Raw genomic sequence first — 21,562 nt, forward strand, 5'->3', positions numbered from 1 at the left:
TATTTTCCCCTTCCCTCACCGCAGACTCTGCTGCGTTAGCGCGCCGGAACCCGTTTCTGGCACGATGATTGCTAATTATTTCAGTGTTTTTCGCAAACAGGCGCACTGCATACGCTGATAGCAGGCCGGTTGCACCAAAATAATCGTTTCGCTTGCACCGTTAACGCGCAGGCAGGAAAAATTGCCTTTTTTTGGTGCGGATCACCTCGCAAAAAAGAAACTTTTTTGTTTCATCGCGTTAACAATCCGCTATGTTAGTGACTATTCTGCGCGCAGCTGCGCTACGGGATAGCCAGAAAAGCAGCAGGAAATACACACAACATCATAATCAGCACAGGTTATATCCTGTGCATTTTCCATACGAAGGAGTTGGAACATGCAACTACGCAAAGTGGCATTATCTCTTCTGCTGATCAGCGCAGCAGCGGGAGCGGCCCAGGCGGAAGATCTCAGCGGCACCCTGAAGAAGATCAATGACAACGGCGTCATTGTGGTCGGGCACCGCGAATCATCAGTTCCCTTTTCTTATTATGACAACCAGCAAAAAGTCGTCGGCTACTCACAAGCCTATTCCGCTGCCATTGTGGACGCCATTAAAGCGAAGCTGAACAGGCCTGATCTGCAGATCAAAATGATCCCGATTACCTCGCAAAACCGTATCCCGCTGCTGCAAAACGGCACCTACGATTTTGAGTGTGGATCTACCACCAACAACCTTGAGCGCCAGAAACAGGCAGCCTTCTCTGACACCATCTTCGTCATTGGTACCCGTCTGCTGGTGAAAAAAGGCGGTCCGATCAAAGATTTCACCGATCTGAAAGGCAAAACCGTGGTGGTGACCTCCGGGACCACTTCTGAAGTGCTGTTACACAAACTGAACGACGAGCAGAAAATGGAAATGCGCATTATCAGCGCGAAGGATCATGGCGACTCGTTCCGTACGCTGGAAACCGGCCGTGCCGTGGCCTTTATGATGGATGATGCTCTGCTGGCCGGTGAACGCGCCAAAGCGAAAAAACCCGACAACTGGGAAATCTTAGGTACGCCGCAGTCCAAAGAGGCTTACGGTTGTATGCTGCGTAAAGACGATCCGCAGTTCAAAACCTTAGTGGATGAAACCATCGCCAAAGCGCAGACCTCAGGCCAGGCTGAAAAATGGTTCGACACCTGGTTCAAACAGCCAATCCCACCGAAGAACCTGAACATGAACTTTGAACTGTCGGATGACATGAAAGCGCTGTTCAAAACGCCGAATGATAAAGCACTGAACTAACAACAAAATACCCAATGGATTTCAGCTTGCATTGAGGCGGCAAGAGAATGAATCCCGATAAGCTTACTCAGGTAAGTGACTCGGGTGAGTAAACGTAGCCAACAAAAATGCAGCCTGAATGACGACGGGTATAACAAGGGCGGCCTGGCTGCCCTCTCGATTGCTGAAACCGCGGCGCGGACAGACAGACTGAACCGGGTCGTTCCCCTGGTCCAGGAGAGAAAACGCCGTTCATCAATCTTCAGGGTAGCTTAGCTACCCTTTTTTACCGGAGCTCGTTATGGGTATCGATTGGAACTGGGGCATATTTCTCGAACAGGCCCCGTTCGGTAACACGACCTATCTCGGCTGGCTGTGGTCCGGTTTTCAGGTGACGATTGCCGTCTCCTGTTGCGCCTGGATTATTGCCTTCTGCGTAGGTTCACTTTTTGGCATTCTGCGTACCGTGCCTAATCGCCTGCTGGCGACCATTGGCACCTGCTATGTCGAACTGTTTCGCAACATTCCACTGATTGTGCAGTTCTTCTTCTGGTATCTGGTGGCCCCGGAACTGGTAGGCGAAAAGCTGGGCATGTGGTTTAAATCTGAGCTGGACCCCAACATTCAGTTCTTCATCTCATCAATGATCTGCCTTGGTCTGTTTACCGCCGCCCGCGTCTGCGAGCAGGTGCGTGCCGCCATTCAGTCACTGCCGCGCGGTCAGAAGAATGCCGGTCTGGCGATGGGTTTAACCCTGCCACAGACCTACCGCTATGTGCTGCTGCCAAACGCCTATCGGGTGATTGTGCCGCCAATGACCTCAGAGATGCTCAACCTGGTCAAGAACTCCGCCATCGCTTCGACCATCGGGCTGGTCGATATGGCGGCGCAGGCGGGCAAACTGCTGGACTACTCCGCACACGCCTATGAATCGTTCACCGCCATTACGCTGGCCTACATCGCGATTAACCTGGTGATCATGTTGTTAATGAGCCTGGTGGAACGCAAAGTGCGTCTGCCTGGCAACGGGGGAGGCAAGTAATGTACGAGTTTGACTGGAGTTCAATTACTCCCAGCCTGCCCTATCTGCTTAACGGCCTGGTGATCACCTTCAAGATCACCATTACCGCAGTGGTATTCGGGATTATCTGGGGCACGCTGCTGGCGGTGATGCGCCTGTCGACCCTCAAGCCAGTCAGCTGGTTCGCCAGACTGTACGTTAACCTGTTCCGCTCGGTGCCGCTGGTGATGGTGCTGCTGTGGTTCTATCTGGTGGTGCCGAGTTTTCTGCAGCAGGTGCTGGGATTATCGCCGAAAACTGATATCCGCCTGATCTCCGCCATGGTGGCCTTCTCACTGTTTGAAGCGGCCTATTACTCCGAAATTATTCGCGCCGGCATCATCAGTATTTCGCGCGGTCAGGGTAACGCGGCTCTGGCGCTGGGCATGACCCAGTGGCAGTCGATGAAACTGATCATCCTGCCGCAGGCGTTTCGTGCCATGGTGCCACTGCTGCTGACTCAGGGGATCGTACTGTTTCAGGATACCTCGCTGGTCTATGTCTTAAGCCTGGCGGACTTCTTCCGGACAGCGTCCACAATTGGTGAACGCGACGGTACCCAGGTTGAAATGGTTCTGTTTGCCGGTCTGGTCTACTTCGTTATCAGCCTGAGCGCGTCACTGCTGGTCAGTTATCTAAAAAGAAAAAGGACGGTTTAAATGATTAGCCTGAAAAACGTTTCTAAGTGGTATGGTCACTTTCAGGTGCTGACCGACTGCTCTACCGAGGTTAAAAAAGGTGAAGTGGTGGTGGTATGCGGACCGTCCGGCTCCGGTAAATCGACCCTGATTAAAACAGTGAACGGCCTGGAGCCGATTCAGCAAGGGGTTATCACGGTGAACGGCACCGAAGTGAACAACAAAAAAACCAATCTCGCCCAGCTACGCAGCAAGGTCGGCATGGTGTTCCAGCACTTCGAACTGTTCCCGCACCTCAGCATTATCAATAATCTGGTGCTGGCGCAGGTGAAAGTGCTGAAGCGCGATAAAGCCGCGGCGCGGGATAAAGGGCTGAAGCTGCTCAATCGGGTGGGGTTATCGGCGCATGCCGATAAGTTTCCCGGTCAGCTGTCGGGCGGCCAGCAGCAGCGTGTGGCGATTGCCCGCGCGCTCTGCATGGACCCGATTGCGATGCTGTTTGATGAACCGACCTCCGCGCTTGATCCCGAGATGATTAACGAAGTGCTGGATGTGATGGTTGAACTGGCGCATGAAGGGATGACGATGATGGTGGTGACGCATGAAATGGGCTTCGCCCGTAAAGTCGCCAATCGCGTGATCTTCATGGATGAAGGCAAAATTATCGAAGACACCAACAAAGATGACTTCTTTAATAACCCGCAATCTGACCGCGCCAAAGACTTCCTCGCAAAAATTCTGCACTGATTTTCTGAACGGGATCTTTTGCACCAGAGAAAGGCGGGCCCGGTTGCCCTGATGCTGGCCAGTTAAAGTTAAATTTGCAAAGGCTGCCACGGTCAAACGTGGCAGCCTTTTTTTACTGCGCGAGCGGGCCGGGGTGTGGGCCTGAGCACCTCTGCTGCTGCCGGGCCCTCCTCCCGCCGCTGACGCAGTGCCTTCGGCTTTGACGTCATGCCGACGAACCGTTCGCGGATCGGCCCTCCCTGGCCGGCCCCGAACTCTCCACGCTTCCCGGCGTGGAGTTCTGGCCCAACGTCACGCCTCAGCGCTGCGGATAGCCCTTTCAGCAGCAGAGGCGCTCAGGCCTCCACTATTTTGCCCTTTTTAACCATACACACTGAAGTTTCAGAGCAGGCAGGGGTCGATCAGGGACAGGCAATCCGCAGCGCTGAGCAGAATGAGTCTGCCAGGAGAGCCCGCAGGACGCGGGCGAAAGGCGGGGCACCACAGGATGTGCCATCCCCGGCGGTCCGTCAGGCAGAGGAATGAAGTGAAGGAACCGCGCAGCGGCGCGAGAACCGCCAGCCCCTGAGCGGCACCAGACTGCGTTATCACCCATCGCTTAACTGCCCAGCATCAGGCCCGGTGCCCGCCAGATTTTCAGGGTTCGAAAGGCTGACGCTGGAACTGATCGTGACCACACTCCGGGCAGCGTGACAGCGTTTCCGGCGTGTAGATCGCCCGGGTGAACTGGCATTTCTCACACACCAGATTACCCAGCCCCACCACTTCGCCGCTCTGATAGACGCCATGGTGATGCAGATCCTGAAACACCTCACGCCACTCAAGCTGGCTTTTATCGGTGATATCCGCCAGCTCTTTCCAGACGCTTTCACGGATGATGCGCATAAACAGCGAATCGGCCAGCGGCTCTTCAACATCGGTATAGCTGCGTGCAAACTCTTCTAAATCGCGGCGCACCGAGCTGAGCGCCTGATCGACCTCAACAGGCGTCAGATCCGGACGTGCCAGCAGCTGGCTGCGTCGCTCGCTAATCAGGCTATCAATATTCCGATCGCCCTGACGCAGACGCTCGGTCAGCACCGCTAACGACTCGCGATATTCCTGAGCCACTTTATTCATTTTGTTCTCCTTTATGTAGGTCATCGCTGGATTAAGTTTAGTCGCTTTGTGGTGTTTGCCGTGTCGTCTGTCAGTTGAATTACAAAAGGGTGAAGGCTTTGACGCTTTCGACACAAATCGCGCCAGCGAAAGTGGGAAATGTTGTTGATGCGCGGCCTTATGGGTATGCTATGCGGATCTTAACGTCAGCAAAGTGTTATTCATTAAGGACCACAGGCAGCCATGCAAGAGCAATACCGCCCGGAAGAGATTGAATCCCGCGTGCAGCAGCACTGGGATGAAAACGAAACGTTTAAAGTGACTGAGCAGGAAGGTAAAGAAAAATACTATTGCCTCTCCATGTTGCCCTATCCTTCTGGCCGCCTGCATATGGGCCACGTTCGTAACTACACCATCGGCGACGTAATCGCGCGTTATCAGCGTATGCTCGGCAAAAACGTGCTACAGCCGATTGGCTGGGATGCTTTCGGTCTGCCTGCGGAAGGCGCGGCGGTCAAAAACAATACCGCACCGGCGCCCTGGACCTACGACAACATCGCCTACATGAAAAACCAGCTTAAGCTGCTGGGTTTTGGTTATGACTGGAGCCGTGAACTGGCGACCTGTCAGCCGGAATATTATCGCTGGGAACAGTGGTTCTTCACCAAACTGTATGAAAAAGGTCTGGTGTATAAGAAAACCTCAGCGGTTAACTGGTGCCCGAACGATCAGACAGTACTGGCTAACGAGCAGGTGATTGACGGCTGCTGCTGGCGCTGCGATACCAAAGTTGAACGCAAAGAGATCCCGCAGTGGTTCATTAAAATCACCGATTACGCGGAAGAGTTACTGAACGATCTCGATACGCTGGAAGAGTGGCCTGAGCAGGTCAAGACCATGCAGCGTAACTGGATTGGCCGCTCTGAAGGGGTTGAGATCACTTTTGACGTCGCGGACAGCGAAGAGAAAGTTACCGTCTACACCACCCGTCCGGACACCTTTATCGGCGCGACCTATGTCGCGGTCGCTGCTGGTCATCCGCTGGCCACTCAGGCGTCGGTGAATAATCCGGCGCTGGCTGACTTTATCGCTGAATGCCGCAACACCAAAGTGGCCGAAGCGGAAATGGCGACCATGGAGAAAAAAGGCATGGCCACCGGCCTGTCCGCTATCCATCCGCTGACCGGCGAGCCAATCCCGGTGTGGGTCGCTAACTTCGTGCTGATGGAATATGGCACCGGTGCGGTGATGGCGGTTCCGGCACACGATCAGCGTGACTGGGAATTTGCCACCAAATACGATCTGCCGATTAAGCCGGTGGTGCTGAACCTTGACGGCAGCGAGCCAGACGTCAGCGCCGCGGCGATGACCGAGAAAGGCGCGCTGTTTAACTCAGGTGAGTTTAACGGTCTGGATCACGCCGCAGGCTTCAATGCGATTGCTGACGCGCTGGCCGCCAAAGGCGTGGGTGTGCGTAAAGTGAACTACCGCCTGCGCGACTGGGGTGTTTCACGTCAGCGTTACTGGGGTGCGCCAATCCCGATGGTCACGCTGGAAGATGGCACGGTTATGCCAGCACCAGAAGATCAGCTGCCGGTGATCCTGCCGGAAGATGTGGTGATGGACGGCATTACCAGCCCGATTAAAGCCGACCCGGAGTGGGCAAAAACTACCGTCAACGGTCAGCCAGCGCTGCGTGAAACCGACACCTTCGACACCTTTATGGAGTCTTCCTGGTACTACGCGCGCTACACCTGCGCCAGCTACAAGGAAGGCATGCTGGATCCGGCGGCGGCGAACTACTGGCTGCCGGTCGATCAGTATGTGGGCGGTATTGAACACGCCATCATGCACCTGATGTATTTCCGCTTCTTCCACAAGCTGCTGCGTGACGCCGGTCTGGTTAACTCTAATGAACCGGCTAAGCGCCTGCTGTGTCAGGGGATGGTACTGGCAGACGCCTTCTATTACCTCGGTGCTAACGGTGAGCGTAACTGGGTATCGCCGGTCGACGTGAACGTGGAACGCGATGAGAAAGGCCGCATCGTCAAGGCGGTTGACACCCAGGGCCGCGAAGTGATCTACGCTGGCATGAGCAAAATGTCGAAGTCGAAGAACAACGGCATCGATCCTCAGCTGATGGTCGAGCGTTACGGCGCGGATACCGTGCGTCTGTTCATGATGTTTGCTTCCCCGGCCGATATGACGCTGGAGTGGCAGGAATCGGGCGTGGAAGGCGCTAACCGCTTCCTGAAACGCGTCTGGAAGCTGGTCTTCGACCACACCCAGAAAGGCACAACCGTAGCGCTTGATGTCGCCAGCCTTAATGATGAGCAGAAGTCACTGCGTCGCGATCTGCACAAAACCATCGCCAAAGTGGCGGATGACATTGGCCGTCGTCAGACCTTCAACACCGCCATCGCCGCAATTATGGAACTGATGAACAAGCTGGCACGTGCGCCGCAGGAAAGCGAGCAGGATCGCGCACTGATGCAGGAAGCGCTGCTGGCGATTGTCCGTCTGCTCTATCCGTTCACTCCGCATGCCAGCTATGTTCTGTGGCAGACGCTGGGCGGCGAAGGGACGATTGATGAAGCCAGCTGGCCGGTTGCTGATGAAGCCGCAATGGTGGAAGATTCACTGCTGGTGGTGGTGCAGGTAAACGGTAAAGTACGCGGTAAAATTACCGTACCGGCCGATGCCACGCAGGAACAGGTTCAGGCACGCGCCGCCCAGGAGCATCTGGTGGCGAAGTACCTGGACGGCGTGACGATTCGTAAAGTCATTTATGTACCGGGCAAACTGCTTAACCTGGTCGTAGGTTAAGTTCAGGAGGAACTGTGCGACATCCGATTATCAGGCTGTTTGTCATGCTGGCGGTGGTGATCACCGCTGGCTGTGGTTTTCATCCGCGCGGCACCACTCAGGTGCCGAGTGAACTGAAAACCCTGATTGTTTCAACCGGCGATCCTTACGGTCCACTGGCGCGTACCGTGCGGCAGCAGCTGCGTATCAACAATGTGCGTATTGTTGAGGACAGCAAGCAGAACCGCACCGATATCCCGACGCTGCGTCTGGGTAGCGAATTGCAGGGCCGCGATACCGCATCGGTCTTTATCAATGGCGGAACCGCTGAGTACCAGCTGGTAATGACCCTGACCGCCCAGGTGCTGCTGCCGGGCAAAGGCATCTATCCGATCAGCACCACGGTTTATCGTTCGTTCTTCGATAACCCGAATGCGGCGCTGGCGAAAGATGCTGAGCAGGACATGATTGTGCAGGAGATGCGCCAGCGTGCTGCCGAGCAGCTGGTGCGTAAACTGCTGACGGTCCATGCGGCACAGCTCAACAATAAAGATACCCTGCGCCAGTCAGCGATTCCGGTGCCGGGTCAGGACTCAGAGGAAGTCCCTTCTTCCTCTGCCACCAGTCTGCAATGATCAGGATTTATCCTGAGCAACTCAGCGCGCAGCTCCGTGAGGGGCTGCGCGCCTGTTATTTGTTGGCCGGTAACGAACCCCTGCTGCTGCAGGAGAGCGCAGACGCGATCCGCGCGGCAGCGACAACTCAGGGATTCGAAGAACACTTCAGCGTCACCCTCGATGCCCAGACCGACTGGGAAAGCCTGTTTGTCAGCTGTCAGTCGCTGAGCCTGTTTGCCCAGCGTCAGACGCTCACCCTGCACTTCCCCGACAATGGTCCGAATGCCGCGATGGCTGAGCAGCTGGTTAAGCTGTCGCAACTGCTGCATGCGGATATTCTGCTGATTTGCCGGATGCCGAAGCTGACCAAAGCGCAGGAAAACAGCGCCTGGTTTAAAGCGCTTTCGGCCTCCGCCGTATTAGTGCCCTGTCAGACTCCAGAGCAGGCGCAGCTGCCGCGCTGGGTAGCGAACCGCGCCAAAGCGCTGAAGCTGGCGGTTGATGACGCGGCGGTGCAGCTATTGTGCTACTGCTATGAGGGCAACCTGCTGGCGCTGGCGCAGGCGCTGGAGCGACTGTCGCTGCAGTGGCCCGACGGCAAACTGACGCTGCCGCGGGTTGAAGAAGCGGTCAGCGATGCGGCGCACTTCACCCCTTTCCACTGGGTCGACGCGGTGCTGGCGGGCAAAAGCCGCCGCGCTCTGCATATCCTGCATCAGCTGGAGCGGGAAGAGAGCGAAGTGGTGATCCTGCTGCGTACCCTGCAACGCGATCTGCTGACGCTGCTGCATCTGCAACGTCACCAGGCGCAACAGCCGCTGCGTAATCTGATGGATCAACAGCGCATCTGGCAGAACCGTCGCGCCCTGTTTACCGATGCGTTACAACGGCTGGATGCGGCGCGTTTGCAGCGGGCAATCCATCTGCTGAGCCAGATTGAGATCACCCTGAAGCAGGATTATGGCCAGCCGGTATGGCCGCAGTTGCAAACCCTGACGCTGCTGCTCAGCAGCCGCGCGTTTCCCGCGAGTTTCGCTCATGTCTGAGTTACACGCGCTGTTTGGCGGCACTTTCGATCCGATCCATTTCGGGCATCTGCGTCCGGTTGAAGCGCTGGCGCAGCAGACCGGGCTGAAAAAAGTCACCCTGCTGCCGAACAATGTGCCGCCGCACCGTCCTCAGCCGGAAGCCAGCGCGACCCAGCGGGTGGCGATGCTGCACTGCGCCATCGCCGGATTGCCGCTGTTTGACATTGATACCCGTGAACTGGAACGCGACACGCCTTCCTGGACCGTGACCACGCTGGAAAATCTGCGTGCCGAACGCGGCGCTCAGCAACCGCTGGGCTTCATCATCGGTCAGGATTCGCTGCTGAACCTGCCAAAGTGGCATCGCTGGCAGGATCTGCTGTCACTCTGCCACCTGCTGGTGTGTCAGCGGCCGGGCTATCCGACCCGGATGTCGTCGCCCGAAATGCAGCGCTGGCTCGATCAGCATCTTGCGCATGACGTAAAACAGCTTCATCTTCAGCCTGCTGGCCATATCTGGCTGGCAGAAACGCCGCTGTATGACATCTCCGCTACCGAGATCCGTCGCCGTCGCCATAACAACCAGTCCTGCGACGCCCTGCTGCCCGCTGCGGTTATCGATTATATCGACCGCGCAGGCTTATATCGCGACTGATCCGGGCATGCTATACTGCGCCGCTTAATTTTTTGGCTGCATAATCCGGGCTTACAGCCGGCTCGTCACCACCAGTTTTAGAGGGGAACCTTTTGCAAGGTAAAGCACTCCAAGAGTTCGTTATTGATAAGATTGATGATCTCAAAGGCCAGGACATTGTCACCATCGACGTTCAGGGCAAATCCAGCATCACCGATTTCATGATCATCTGCACCGGCACCTCCACGCGTCACGTCACCTCGATCGCCGAGCACGTTGAGCAGGAGTCCCGTGCGGCCGGCCTGATGCCGTTAGGCATTGAAGGCAAGAGCGCAGCAGATTGGGTGGTTGTCGATCTCGGTGATGTCATCGTGCATGTGATGCAGGAAGAGAGTCGCCAGCTGTACGAGCTGGAAAAACTCTGGGGCTAACCGGTGAAACTGCAACTTGTTGCCGTCGGCACCAAAATGCCTGACTGGGTGCAGACCGGTTTCATGGAATATCTGCGCCGCTTCCCGAAAGATATGCCGCTGGAGCTGACCGAAGTGACCGCGGGTAAACGCGGCAAAAATGCTGATATCAAACGCATCCTTGAAAAAGAGGGTGAGGCGATGTTAGCGGCGGTCGGCAAAGGCAATCGCATCGTCACGCTGGATATTCCCGGCCATCCGTGGGAAACCCCACAGCTGGCGCAGCAGCTTGAGCGCTGGAAGCTGGATGGTCGCGATGTCAGCCTGTTGATTGGCGGTCCTGAAGGGCTGGCGCCGGCCTGTAAAGCGGCGGCAGAACAGAGCTGGTCACTGTCAGCATTGACGTTGCCCCATCCGCTGGTGCGCGTGCTGGTGGCCGAAAGCCTGTATCGTGCATGGAGCATAACGACAAATCATCCTTATCATCGTGAATGACCGATCAGCCCACATCAGACATGACAAGTAGCGGATGAAATTACAAAGCAACGCCTTTCGCGATTACAGCGCCGAACAAAAACTCTTTGTCCGTCGGGCGTTTATCGCTTTCGTCGGTATCTTACTGCTCTCCTCGGTGCTGGTGGTTAACCTTTACCACCTGCAAATTTTACGCTTCGACGATTACAGCACCCGCTCAAACGAAAACCGCATTAAGCTGGTTCCGGTCGCGCCCAGCCGGGGCATCATCTATGACCGCACCGGCACGCCGCTGGCCCTCAACCGCACCATCTATCAGGCCGAACTGGTGCCGGAAAAAGTTGATAATCTGCAACAGACGCTGGATAACCTGCGTCCGATTCTCGAACTGACCGACGACGACCTCGAAAACTTTCAAAAAGAGCGTAAACGCTCGCGCCGCTTTACCTCTATTCCGGTAAAAACCGGCCTGAATGAGGTGCAGGTCGCGCGCTTTGCGGTGAATCAGTACCGCTTCCCCGGCGTGGAAGTCAAAGGGTATCAGCGCCGTTACTATCCGTTTGGTCAGACCCTGACGCACGTAGTCGGTTACGTGTCCAAAATTAACGATCGTGACGTTGCTCGCCTCGATAAAGAGGGAAAATGGCCTAACTACGCCGCGACCCACGATATTGGTAAGCTCGGCATTGAAGCCTATTACGAAGATCTGCTGCATGGCAAAACCGGCTTTGAAGAGGTTGAAGTGAACAACCGCGGCCGGGTGATCCGTCAGCTGCATGAAGAGTCACCGCAGGCTGGCCGTGATATCTATCTGACCATCGATCTTAAGCTGCAACAGTATATCGAAACGCTGCTGACCGGCAGTCGCGCCGCGGTGGTGGTCAGCGATCCGCGTACCGGCGAAATTCTGGCGATGGTTTCAACGCCGAGCTACGACCCGAATCTGTTTGTCGACGGTATCTCCAGTAAGGATTATCGCGGCCTGCTCAACGATGAAAACCGTCCGCTGTATAATCGCGCCATCCAGGCCGCTTATCCACCGGCCTCAACGGTCAAACCGTACGTCGCGGTCTCAGCCCTGAGTGCCGGCGTGATCAACCGCAATACCAGCCTGTTCGATCCAGGCTGGTGGCAGCTGCCCGGCTCTGAGAAGCGCTTTCGCGACTGGAAAAAATGGGGCCACGGCCGCCTGAACGTCACCAAAGCGCTGGAAGAGTCCGCCGATACCTTCTTCTACCAGGTCGCCTATGACATGGGCATTGACCGGTTGTCGGAGTGGATGAACAAGTTTGGTTACGGCAGTCGCACCGGCATCGATCTGCCACAGGAGAGCGCGGGCAACATGCCGACCCGTGACTGGAAGCTCAGACGCTTTAAAAAGCCGTGGTATCAGGGCGACACCATCCCGGTGGGCATCGGCCAGGGTTACTGGACCGCGACGCCGCTGCAGATGAACAAAGCGATGATGATCCTGATTAACGATGGCGTCATCCGGGTACCGCATATGCTGCGCGCCACCCGCGAAGGGCGCACTCTGGTGCCCTATCGCCAGCCGCCTGCGGCACCGATTGGCGACATCCATTCCGGCTACTGGGAAATTGCCAAAGACGGAATGTATGGCGTGGCAAATCGCCCTAACGGAACCGCGCACAAGAGCTTTGCTGACGCGCCTTATAAAATCGCCGCCAAATCAGGGACGGCTCAGGTGTTTGGCCTGAAAGAGAATGAAACCTATAACGCGCATAAAATTGCCGAACGATTACGCGACCATAAGCTGATGACCGCGTTTGCCCCTTATGACAAACCTCGGGTCGCGGTGACCATTATCCTGGAAAACGGTGGCGCCGGACCGGCTGTCGGTACCGTCATGCGCCAGATTCTGGATCACATCATGTTAGGTGATAACAATACAGTTCTGCCGGACGCAGCCCCTGTGCCGCCCGGCTACGAAGGTGAATAAACATGTCGATGAACGATAGTCCGCAGAAACGATCGATCTGGATGCGCATCCATATCGATCCGCTGTTTATGCTGGTGATTCTCGGCCTGCTGATTTACAGCGCCGTGGTGATCTGGAGCGCCAGTGGCCAGGACCCGGGCATGATGGAGCGTAAAATCGGCCAGATCGCCATGGGCCTGGTGATCATGATTGTGCTGGCGCAGGTGCCGCCGCGCGTCTACGAAGGCTGGGCGCCCTATCTCTATATCATCTGCGTCATTCTGCTGATTGCGGTAGATGCGTTTGGGCAGATCAGTAAAGGTGCTCAGCGCTGGCTTGACCTCGGTATCGTCCGCTTTCAGCCGTCGGAGATCGCAAAAATTGCCGTGCCGCTGATGGTGGCACGCTTTATCAACCGCGATGTCTGTCCGCCGACGCTGAAAAATACCGGCATCGCACTGATCCTGATTTTTGTGCCCACCCTGCTGGTGGCGGCTCAGCCCGATCTCGGTACCTCGATTCTGATTGCCGCCTCCGGACTGTTTGTGCTGTTCCTGTCCGGTATGAGCTGGAAGCTGATTGGCGTTGCGGTGCTGCTGGTGGCGGCGTTTATCCCGATTCTGTGGTTCTTCCTGATGCACGACTATCAGCGTGACCGCGTGATGATGCTGCTCGATCCGGAAAGCGATCCACTGGGTGCCGGTTACCACATCATTCAGTCAAAAATTGCCATCGGATCTGGCGGACTACGCGGCAAAGGCTGGCTGCAGGGCACCCAGTCACAGCTGGAGTTTTTGCCGGAACGCCACACTGACTTTATCTTCGCGGTACTGGCGGAGGAGTTAGGACTGGTTGGGGTACTGGTGCTGCTGGCGCTTTATCTGCTGCTGATCATGCGGGGATTGATTGTGGCAGCCCGCGCCCAGACCACGTTTGGCCGGGTAATGGCGGGCGGTTTAATGCTGATTTTATTCGTTTATGTTTTCGTTAACATTGGCATGGTTAGTGGTATCTTACCGGTAGTTGGCGTGCCGTTGCCGCTGGTCAGTTATGGCGGCTCCGCGCTTATCGTGCTCATGGCGGGATTTGGCATTGTGATGTCGATCCATACTCACCGAAAAATGTTATCTAAAAGTGTTTAAGAGGCAGCAGATGCGTAAGGAATGGCTTGGCGTTGCACTGGCATCACTGGTTCTGGCGGCCTGTACCACGCCCGAACCCCAAAATACCGCGCCGCCGCAACCGGCCTATAATGGTCCGGTGGTAGAAATACCCGGCGTTGAGCCACGCTATGAGCCGATCAATCCCGGCACCAGCCAGGATTACAGCGTCAACGGCAAAAATTATCGCATCATTAAAGATCCGTCGAACTACAGCGAAGTCGGCCTCGCCACCTGGTACGGCGAAGAAGCGCAGGGCAACCGCACCGCCACCGGCGAAGCTTACGATCCTGACGCCCTGACCGCCGCGCACCCTACTCTGCCGCTGCCGAGCTACGTGCGCGTGACCAATATCGCCAATGGCCGCCAGATTGTGGTGCGGGTTAACGATCGTGGCCCGTATACGCCTGGCCGTATCATCGACCTTTCGCGCGCCGCCGGCGATCGCCTGAACATTTCCAACAATTCACGGGTTCGCGTCGATTACATTAAGGTCGCGCCGGATGGTACGCTCTCAGGTCCCGGTACCATCGGGACAGTAGTGGCGAAACAGAGTTATTCGCTGCCGGCTCGCCCGGATCTCAGCGGCGGCTCGGTGATGAGCGGCGGCAGCGCAGCCGCTTCTCAGCCGGTACCACAACAAAATGTTGAGGCGATCAGCAACAGCACTTTGCAGAGCAGTGACAACATGGGCGCGCCGGTCCAGAGCAGTGGTTTTCTCGGCGCACCCCAGCCGTTAGCCAGCGGCGTACTGGAAAGCAATCAACCGCCAGCCAGCGCGCCAGCCGTAACGGCAGCGCCAGCCAGCGCCGCACCCGCTGCGGCCAGCCCGACGCAGACTGCTGCCGGCTATGTGGTGCAGGTCGGCGCGCTGAACGATCCGGCGCGCGCGCAGCAGCTGATGAAAAGCCTGAGCCAGCGTTATGGCGTGCCCGGCACGGTAGAAACGGCGGGCAATGTGTATCGTGTCCAGCTCGGCGGTTATCCGACCCGTGCCGAAGCGGCTGCGCTGCAACAGCGCCTGAGCAGTGACGGCCAGAACGCCTCATTTATTACCAATACGCGTCGCTGATTGAACGGTTACCGTTACGTCTGCTAACAACCCAATCATCATGCCCGATGCCGGAAAGCCAGCCATTGAGTATGATGAGTGACTTTTTTAACCTCAAAACCACGGATGTTGTAGTCCTACACATGAACACGCTGAAATCATCTCGTTTGCTGAAACGCCTGACAGTGGGATCACTGATCGCCTTCTCTCTCAGCCATGCCGCTATTGCTGATGACGTCAATCTCAAGACCATGATTCCGGGCGTACCGGACATTGATGCCGAAGCGTATGTCCTTATCGACTACAACTCGGGCAAAGTGCTGGCAGAGAAAAATGCTGATGCACGCCGCGATCCCGCCAGTCTGACCAAAATGATGACCAGCTACGTGATTGGTCAGGCGGTTAAAGCCGGCAAAATCCATCAGGACGATCTGGTCACCGTCGGTCCCGATGCCTGGGCTACCGGCAACCCGGTGTTTAAAGGTTCATCGCTGATGTTCCTCAAGCCAGGCGATCGGGTTCCGGTTTCGCAGCTGACGCGTGGGATTGTGCTGCAATCGGGTAACGACGCCTGTGTCGCCATGGCGGACTATGTCGCCGGCAGCCAGGATGCGTTCGTCAACCTGATGAACAACTACGTTAAAGCGATTGGCCTGCAGAACACCCATTTCCAGACGGTACACGGCCTGGATGCTGAAGGTCAGTACAGCTCGGCGCGCGATATGGCGCTGATTGGCCAGGCGCTGATCCGCGACGTACCGGAAGAGTACGCCGTTTATAAAGAGAAAGAGTTCACCTTCAACAATATCCGTCAGATGAACCGTAACGGTCTGCTGTGGGATACCAACCTGAACGTGGATGGCATTAAAACCGGCCATACCAATGCAGCAGGTTACAACCTGGTGGCTTCGGCTACCGAAGGCCAGATGCGTCTGATCTCCGCGGTAATGGGAGGTCACACCTACAAAGGCCGCGAGACCGAAAGCAAAAAACTGCTGACCTGGGGCTTCCGTTTCTTTGAAACCGTGGCACCGCTGAAAGCGGGCAAAGAGTTTGCCTCTGAGCCGGTATGGTTTGGTGACAACGATCGCGTTCAGCTTGGGGTTGAAAAAGATGCGTACCTGACCATTCCACGTGGCCGGATGAAGGATCTGAAAGCCAGCTATGTGCTGAACAACACCGAACTGCATGCGCCGCTGAAGAAAAATCAGGTGGTCGGCAGCATCAACTTCCAGCTGGATGGCAAAACCATCGAACAGCGTCCGCTGGTGGTGTTGAATGAGATCCAGGAAGGCGGATTCTTCAGCCGCATCGTTGATTACATCAAACTGATGTTCCATCACTGGTTCGGCTAAGCGTGGCGGGTGATTGAAAAGTCACCCCATCGCCCCCATTACAGGTTATTATGATGCTCCCGCTCAGGCGGGAGTCTGTTTTTTATGCACCGGAGTTAATATGAAAACCAAACTGAATGAACTGCTCGAATTTCCTACCCCGTTTACCTACAAGGTAATGGGTCTGGCGCAACCGGAGCTGGTTGATCAAGTGGTTGAAGTGGTGCAACGCCATGCGCCCGGCGACTACAGTCCTGAAGTTAAGCCGAGCAGCAAGGGCAACTATCACTCCGTAAATATCACCATTACCGCGACCCATATAGAGCAGGTTGAACGCCTGTATGAAGAGCTGGGTAAAATCGAAATCGTACGCATGGTGCTCTGATTTGCCGGGTCGGCGAAGCGCCCTTTCCTGACGGTTTGCCGACGTTATTCTCAGCTTACTTTGTTAAAGCGGGCCATCGTTTTGTCAGTTGATACCCTTCTCGTCCGCCGGTCAGGATTACGCGACTGGCAATCCGTCTCCGACGCCATGCACCACTACACCGATCAGCGCGACAGCCTGAGCCGGGATGAGATCTGGCTGGTGGAGCATCCTCCGGTTTTTACCCAGGGCCAGGCGGGAAAAGCGGAACATCTGCTGATGCCCGGCGATATCCCGGTGGTGCAGAGCGACCGCGGCGGCCAGGTCACCTATCATGGACCGGGTCAGCAGGTTATGTACGTGCTGATTGATATCAAGCGACGCAAAATTGGCGTACGCCAGCTGGTGACGGCGCTGGAAGAGACGGTGATTACCACGCTGGCCGGTTTTGGAGTCAGCGCCCGCGCGCGTCCCGACGCGCCAGGCGTTTATGTCGGCGAGCAAAAAATCTGCTCACTCGGGCTGCGCATCCGCAAAGGCTGCTCGTTTCACGGCCTGGCGCTGAATGTCGCCATGGACCTGGCGCCCTTTTCGCGCATTAATCCCTGTGGCTATGCCGGTATGAGCATGACCCAGTTGCAGCATTTTCAACCGGACGTACGGCTGGATCAGGTGCAGGCCCCGCTGGTGACGGCGTTTGCCCGCCTGACAGGTTATGAAAATGTTGAATGGTCAGACGAAGATTTGCCGATTCAGCCTTAACGCTGAATGCGAATTTACAAATATGTAACTTATCCACGCTAACGGTGGCTGCTTCCCGGGCGATGAGATGATATAATTTTTGCACTTTTTTCAAATAAAGTTGAAAGCACCCTTCTCGGGTTGAGTGAGAACGCTTTCAAATCGCAATCCGACCGGAACCTGCTGATTTATGAGTAAACCAATTCAGATGGAACGCGGCGTCAAATATCGTGACGCAGACAAAATGGCGCTGATCCCGGTGAAAACCGTGGCCGTTGAACGGCAAGAGATGTTGCGTAAGCCGGAATGGATGAAAATCAAGCTGCCTGCTGACTCCAGTCGTATTCAGGGCATTAAAGCCGCGATGCGAAAAAATGGACTTCACTCGGTCTGTGAAGAGGCCTCCTGTCCAAACCTGGCCGAATGCTTCAACCACGGTACCGCCACCTTTATGATCCTTGGCGCTATCTGTACCCGCCGTTGCCCCTTCTGCGATGTCGCGCATGGCCGCCCTAATGCACCCGATGCGAATGAGCCCGGCAAGCTGGCGCAAACCATCGCTGACATGGGCCTGCGTTATGTGGTGATCACCTCGGTTGACCGTGACGATCTGCGTGATGGCGGTGCTCAGCACTTTGCCGACTGCATCAGTGCGATTCGTGAAAAGAACCCGACCATCAAAATCGAAACTCTGGTGCCTGACTTCCGCGGCCGGATGGATCGCGCCCTGGATATTCTGACCGCTACCCCGCCGGATGTGTTTAACCATAACCTGGAGAACGTGCCACGCGTTTATCGTCAGGTTCGTCCGGGTGCTAACTACGAGTGGTCACTGAAGCTGCTGGAGCGTTTCAAAGAAGCGCACCCGCACATTCCGACCAAATCTGGCCTGATGGTAGGTCTGGGTGAAACCAATGCGGAAATCGTCGAAGTAATGCGCGATCTGCGTCGTCACGGCGTCACGATGCTGACCCTCGGCCAGTATCTGCAGCCCAGCCGTCACCACCTGCCGGTTCAGCGCTACGTCAGTCCGGCGGAATTTGATGAGATGAAAGAAGAAGCCATGGCGATGGGCTTTACCCACGCGGCGTGCGGTCCGTTTGTCCGCTCTTCTTATCATGCGGACATGCAGGCCAAAGGGCTCGAAGTTAAATAAGCCGGCTGCCTGTGGCGTAACGTCAGGCGCTCGCCTGAAAACAAAAAAACCAGACTGGAAACAGCCTGGTTTTTTTAATGTCGGTCTGACATAACAAGTAACAATTATTTTCAGTAAATAACTGATTAATCTTTATTGACGACGCGTTCAGCCGGGACTTCTTCAGCCGGAGTTCGGGCTGCGCTGGTGTCTTCATCTTTCATGGCTTTCTTGAAGCCCTTGATTGCGGAGCCCAGATCGCCACCCAGAGAGCGTAACTTGTTGGTGCCAAAAAGCAGTACGATAAGCGCACCGATGATCAGCAGTTTGGCAATACTGATACCTTCCATATTTAACCTTTCAACTTCAGCGAATAACGGTGACTGTTATTTACGCGCAGTTTGCGTGCTGCCACAACTGCAATCTGTAACAGAGTAAGATCGGAGCGGCGATCTTATCAGATAAAACGGCTGAGGAAAGCCTGAGTACGCGGATGCTGCGGATTAGCAATCACCTGTTCCGGCGTCCCCTGTTCCACCACTACGCCGCCATCCATAAACACCACCCGGTCGGCCGCCTCACGGGCGAAGCTGATCTCATGGGTTACCACAATCATCGTCAGTCCCTGATCGGCCAGGGTTCGCATGGTCGCCAGCACTTCACCCACCAGCTCAGGGTCCAGCGCCGAAGTGGGCTCATCAAACAACATTAACTGCGGCTTAATGGCTAAGGCGCGCGCAATCGCCACGCGCTGCTGCTGGCCGCCCGACAGATGACGCGGCCAGGCATCCGCCTTGTCGCTCAATCCCACCGTTGCCAGCAGTGACCGGGCATGCGCCAGCGCCTGCTGACGCGGAAATTTATGCACGCCGATAGGTGCCTCAATAATATTTTGCAGTACCGTCATGTGGGGATAGAGGTTGAACTGCTGAAACACCATGCCAATCTTCTGGCGCTGACGGGCGATCTGACGTGAGGACAGGCGATGCAGCAGGTTGCGTTTCAGCACGTAGCCGATCTGCTGATCGCCGACCCGTATCGATCCGCCATTCATCTCTTCGAGATGGTTGATGCAGCGCAGAAAGGTCGATTTACCCGAGCCTGAAGGTCCGAGGATCACCACCACCTCACCGGGCCAGACATCAAGATCGATCCCTTTCAACACCTGATTGTCGCCATAACGCTTCTGCACGTTACGGGCGCAGACTAACGGCTCAGCCTGGCTCATTGTTCCTCCTTCTGTTGCTGTGCGGTGGCCGCCAGCGCGCCTGGGCGCTTCGCTACGCTGGTCACCCGTCGGGTGCCACGCGCGTAATAGCGCTCAATGGCGGACTGACCCAGGTTGAGGATCGAGGTAATCAGCAGATACCAGATTACCGCGACCATCAGCATTGGAATAATTTCAAAAGTGCGGTTGTAGATCGCCTGCACCGAATAGAGCAGATCGCCCATAGCAATCACGCTCACCAGCGATGTTGCCTTGATCATGCTGATCAGCTGATTACCGGTGGGCGGGATAATCGAACGCATCGCCTGCGGAATAATGATCCGCCGCAGGGCCCGCGCCCGGCTCATACCAAACGCCTGGGTGGTTTCAATCTGACCATTATCCACTGACAGCAGTCCGGCGCGGATAATTTCAGCCATATAGGCCGCTTCGTTAAGCGCCAGCCCGGCGATGGCGGCGGTCAGTGGGGTGATCAGATCGTTGGTATTCCAGCGCGCCAGCGTGATGTCGGTCCACGGTAACGTCAGGGATAACGCAGGAAACAGGGTCGAGAGGTTGTACCAGAAAATCAGCTGCACCAGCAGCGGCGTTCCGCGAAAGAACCAGATATAGAGCCCGGCAATGCCGCGCAACAGTCGGTTGTCCGACAGCCGCCAGACGCCTAACAGCAGCCCCAGCAGCGTACCCAGCACCATCGAAACCAGCGTCAGCCCCAGCGTAACCTGTAGCCCTTTCAGCACCGAGCCTTCGGTGAACCACTTCAGCACCACCTGCCATTCAAAATTGGGGTTGGTCATCACCAGCCACAGCAGGTTAGAGCCAACCACCAGCACCACAATCCAGCTGACCCAGCGTCCATAGGCCGGCGCGCTGCGGGCGAAAGCCACGTCGCGCAACTGCGCCTCATCACGCTGTTGTTCCCTGATCGGCGAATCGTGGCGGCTCAGGCTCATTTAGCCTCCTGTTTTGCCAGGTTCAGCCCTGGCGCAGCGGTCATGTTGTCCTCCAGCTGCCATTTTTTCATGATGGCGGCATAGGTCCCGTTCTGATAGAGCACCTTGTAAGCATCAAGAACCACGCCGCCTAACGGCGATCCTTTCGGCACCACGGTGCCCTGGAAAATGTCACCGAAGCCGTTCTTATGTCCTTTGCCCGCCAGCTCGAGCTGGCCTTTGGCCTGATTGACAAACCAGGTCAGCGGCGCCTGGGAGGAGAAAAAAGCATCCGAGCGTTTCGAGCGCACCGCGAGGATCGACGAAGGCTGATCGGTAAAGGCCTGCACCGTGACTGCCGGTTTGCCGGCGGCGGTACAGCGCGCCGATTGTTGACGGATTACCTGTTCCGCAGAGCCTGCTGCCATCACCGCGATCCGTTTGCCACAGGTATCATCAAGCTGATTGATCTGCGCCGGGTTGCCCTTCTGGACGCCAAACACCACGAATTCCTGCACAAAATCGATGAAGTCCACCTTCTGCTGACGATCCGGATAGTCGCCAATCGGGCCAATCGCCAGCTGATAGCGGCCAGCGTTAATGCCGGTCAGCACGCCGGACAGGCCACTCACCGTGGCGTGATCGATCTTCACGCCCAGCAGCTGCGACAGTGCGGTAGTGAGATCCGCCGAGGCGCCCTCCATCGAATGCGGGCCATTGACGATCTCATACGGCGGGAAAGATCCATTGTTGACCGAAATCATCCGGCCCGCTTTTTTGATCTGATCCGGCAGGCGGTCATGTAAAGCCTGATCGACCGTCTGGGTCGGCAGGGTGTCAGCAGCCTGCGCCAGGCTGGCGGTCAGGCTCAGCGCCAGCGTTAAGGCGGTTACGCGGTTAATCATGGTTCGTCCT

22 protein-coding genes are annotated in these 21,562 nt (G+C 56.2%); 17 read left to right on the forward strand and 5 right to left on the reverse strand.

Annotation, left to right across the window (positions count from 1 at the left end; translation table 11 throughout):
• The first annotated feature begins 376 nt into the window (after window positions 1-376).
• From ABIB18_RS02730 to ABIB18_RS02745, 4 genes are all read left to right on the forward strand, one after another.
• Window positions 377-1,273 carry an amino acid ABC transporter substrate-binding protein gene (locus tag ABIB18_RS02730; RefSeq protein ID WP_354473603.1) on the forward strand — a complete coding sequence of 299 codons (897 nt, stop codon included), beginning with the start codon at window positions 377-379 and terminating at the stop codon, window positions 1,271-1,273.
• Between the two features lie 280 nt (window positions 1,274-1,553).
• Window positions 1,554-2,294 (forward strand): amino acid ABC transporter permease, encoded by a 741-nt coding sequence (locus ABIB18_RS02735; RefSeq protein ID WP_031374790.1) that lies wholly within the window; start codon window positions 1,554-1,556, stop codon window positions 2,292-2,294.
• Complete coding sequence (gene gltK, locus ABIB18_RS02740) at window positions 2,294-2,971, forward strand: glutamate/aspartate ABC transporter permease GltK (protein WP_031374789.1); 678 nt, start codon at window positions 2,294-2,296, stop codon at window positions 2,969-2,971. The genes ABIB18_RS02735 and gltK overlap by 1 nt, the downstream gene beginning before the upstream one ends.
• On the forward strand, window positions 2,972-3,697 hold the full coding sequence (locus ABIB18_RS02745; RefSeq protein ID WP_031374788.1) for an amino acid ABC transporter ATP-binding protein: 726 nt from the start codon (window positions 2,972-2,974) through the stop codon (window positions 3,695-3,697).
• A 636-nt stretch (window positions 3,698-4,333) separates the two neighbouring features.
• Here ABIB18_RS02745 and ABIB18_RS02750 read toward each other — a convergent pair.
• Entirely contained in the window at window positions 4,334-4,816 is a 483-nt protein-coding gene (locus ABIB18_RS02750) for a zinc ribbon-containing protein (protein ID WP_031377203.1), read from the reverse strand.
• Window positions 4,817-5,038: 222 nt separating this feature from the next.
• Here ABIB18_RS02750 and leuS point away from each other — a divergent pair, with 222 nt between their 5' ends.
• The 13 genes from leuS (at window position 5,039) to lipA (ending at window position 18,508) form a co-directional block, all read left to right on the forward strand.
• Window positions 5,039-7,621, forward strand: a complete 2,583-nt coding sequence (gene leuS, locus ABIB18_RS02755; RefSeq protein WP_279809452.1) for a leucine--tRNA ligase — start codon at window positions 5,039-5,041, stop codon at window positions 7,619-7,621.
• A gap of 14 nt (window positions 7,622-7,635) precedes the next feature.
• The gene (lptE, locus tag ABIB18_RS02760; RefSeq protein ID WP_069728022.1) at window positions 7,636-8,235 is read left to right on the forward strand and encodes an LPS assembly lipoprotein LptE; all 600 of its coding nucleotides are present in this window, start codon (window positions 7,636-7,638) and stop codon (window positions 8,233-8,235) included.
• Window positions 8,232-9,263 carry a DNA polymerase III subunit delta gene (gene holA / locus ABIB18_RS02765; protein WP_031377200.1) on the forward strand — a complete coding sequence of 344 codons (1,032 nt, stop codon included), beginning with the start codon at window positions 8,232-8,234 and terminating at the stop codon, window positions 9,261-9,263. The genes lptE and holA overlap by 4 nt, the downstream gene beginning before the upstream one ends.
• A complete protein-coding gene (nadD, locus tag ABIB18_RS02770; protein ID WP_354473604.1) occupies window positions 9,256-9,900 on the forward strand; it encodes a nicotinate-nucleotide adenylyltransferase in 645 nt (214 codons plus the stop codon). The genes holA and nadD overlap by 8 nt, the downstream gene beginning before the upstream one ends.
• A gap of 92 nt (window positions 9,901-9,992) precedes the next feature.
• Window positions 9,993-10,310: a ribosome silencing factor gene (gene rsfS / locus ABIB18_RS02775; RefSeq protein ID WP_031377198.1), complete on the forward strand. Its 318-nt coding sequence runs from the start codon at window positions 9,993-9,995 to the stop codon at window positions 10,308-10,310.
• 3 nt (window positions 10,311-10,313) lie between these two features.
• The gene (gene rlmH / locus ABIB18_RS02780) at window positions 10,314-10,784 is read left to right on the forward strand and encodes a 23S rRNA (pseudouridine(1915)-N(3))-methyltransferase RlmH (protein ID WP_031377197.1); all 471 of its coding nucleotides are present in this window, start codon (window positions 10,314-10,316) and stop codon (window positions 10,782-10,784) included.
• Between the two features lie 34 nt (window positions 10,785-10,818).
• Window positions 10,819-12,723 carry a peptidoglycan DD-transpeptidase MrdA gene (mrdA, locus tag ABIB18_RS02785; RefSeq protein WP_046288460.1) on the forward strand — a complete coding sequence of 635 codons (1,905 nt, stop codon included), beginning with the start codon at window positions 10,819-10,821 and terminating at the stop codon, window positions 12,721-12,723.
• Window positions 12,724-12,731: 8 nt separating this feature from the next.
• Entirely contained in the window at window positions 12,732-13,844 is a 1,113-nt protein-coding gene (mrdB, locus tag ABIB18_RS02790; protein ID WP_046288546.1) for a peptidoglycan glycosyltransferase MrdB, read from the forward strand.
• A gap of 10 nt (window positions 13,845-13,854) precedes the next feature.
• Entirely contained in the window at window positions 13,855-14,934 is a 1,080-nt protein-coding gene (rlpA, locus tag ABIB18_RS02795; protein WP_046288461.1) for an endolytic peptidoglycan transglycosylase RlpA, read from the forward strand.
• A 122-nt stretch (window positions 14,935-15,056) separates the two neighbouring features.
• Window positions 15,057-16,268, forward strand: coding sequence for a D-alanyl-D-alanine carboxypeptidase DacA (dacA, locus tag ABIB18_RS02800; RefSeq protein WP_031377759.1), 1,212 nt, complete (start codon window positions 15,057-15,059; stop codon window positions 16,266-16,268).
• Between the two features lie 100 nt (window positions 16,269-16,368).
• Window positions 16,369-16,632, forward strand: a complete 264-nt coding sequence (gene ybeD, locus ABIB18_RS02805) for a DUF493 family protein YbeD (RefSeq protein WP_031377758.1) — start codon at window positions 16,369-16,371, stop codon at window positions 16,630-16,632.
• Between the two features lie 81 nt (window positions 16,633-16,713).
• Window positions 16,714-17,373, forward strand: coding sequence for a lipoyl(octanoyl) transferase LipB (gene lipB, locus ABIB18_RS02810; protein WP_031377757.1), 660 nt, complete (start codon window positions 16,714-16,716; stop codon window positions 17,371-17,373).
• A gap of 169 nt (window positions 17,374-17,542) precedes the next feature.
• Window positions 17,543-18,508, forward strand: coding sequence for a lipoyl synthase (gene lipA, locus ABIB18_RS02815; protein WP_046288462.1), 966 nt, complete (start codon window positions 17,543-17,545; stop codon window positions 18,506-18,508).
• 125 nt (window positions 18,509-18,633) lie between these two features.
• Here lipA and tatE read toward each other — a convergent pair whose 3' ends face one another.
• The 4 genes from tatE to ABIB18_RS02835 form a co-directional block, all read right to left on the reverse strand.
• Window positions 18,634-18,837: a twin-arginine translocase subunit TatE gene (gene tatE / locus ABIB18_RS02820; protein ID WP_354473605.1), complete on the reverse strand. Its 204-nt coding sequence runs from the start codon at window positions 18,835-18,837 to the stop codon at window positions 18,634-18,636.
• A 107-nt stretch (window positions 18,838-18,944) separates the two neighbouring features.
• The gene (locus ABIB18_RS02825; RefSeq protein WP_031377755.1) at window positions 18,945-19,715 is read right to left on the reverse strand and encodes an amino acid ABC transporter ATP-binding protein; all 771 of its coding nucleotides are present in this window, start codon (window positions 19,713-19,715) and stop codon (window positions 18,945-18,947) included.
• Window positions 19,712-20,668 (reverse strand): amino acid ABC transporter permease, encoded by a 957-nt coding sequence (locus ABIB18_RS02830; protein ID WP_031377754.1) that lies wholly within the window; start codon window positions 20,666-20,668, stop codon window positions 19,712-19,714. Before ABIB18_RS02830 ends, ABIB18_RS02825 begins: the two co-directional genes overlap by 4 nt.
• Entirely contained in the window at window positions 20,665-21,552 is an 888-nt protein-coding gene (locus tag ABIB18_RS02835) for an ABC transporter substrate-binding protein (RefSeq protein ID WP_046288463.1), read from the reverse strand. Before ABIB18_RS02835 ends, ABIB18_RS02830 begins: the two co-directional genes overlap by 4 nt.
• Between the last annotated feature and the right edge of the window lie 10 nt (window positions 21,553-21,562).

Source organism: Pantoea sp. UYEF8, from assembly GCF_040546285.1.
Taxonomy (GTDB): Bacteria; Pseudomonadota; Gammaproteobacteria; order Enterobacterales; family Enterobacteriaceae; genus Pantoea; species Pantoea brenneri.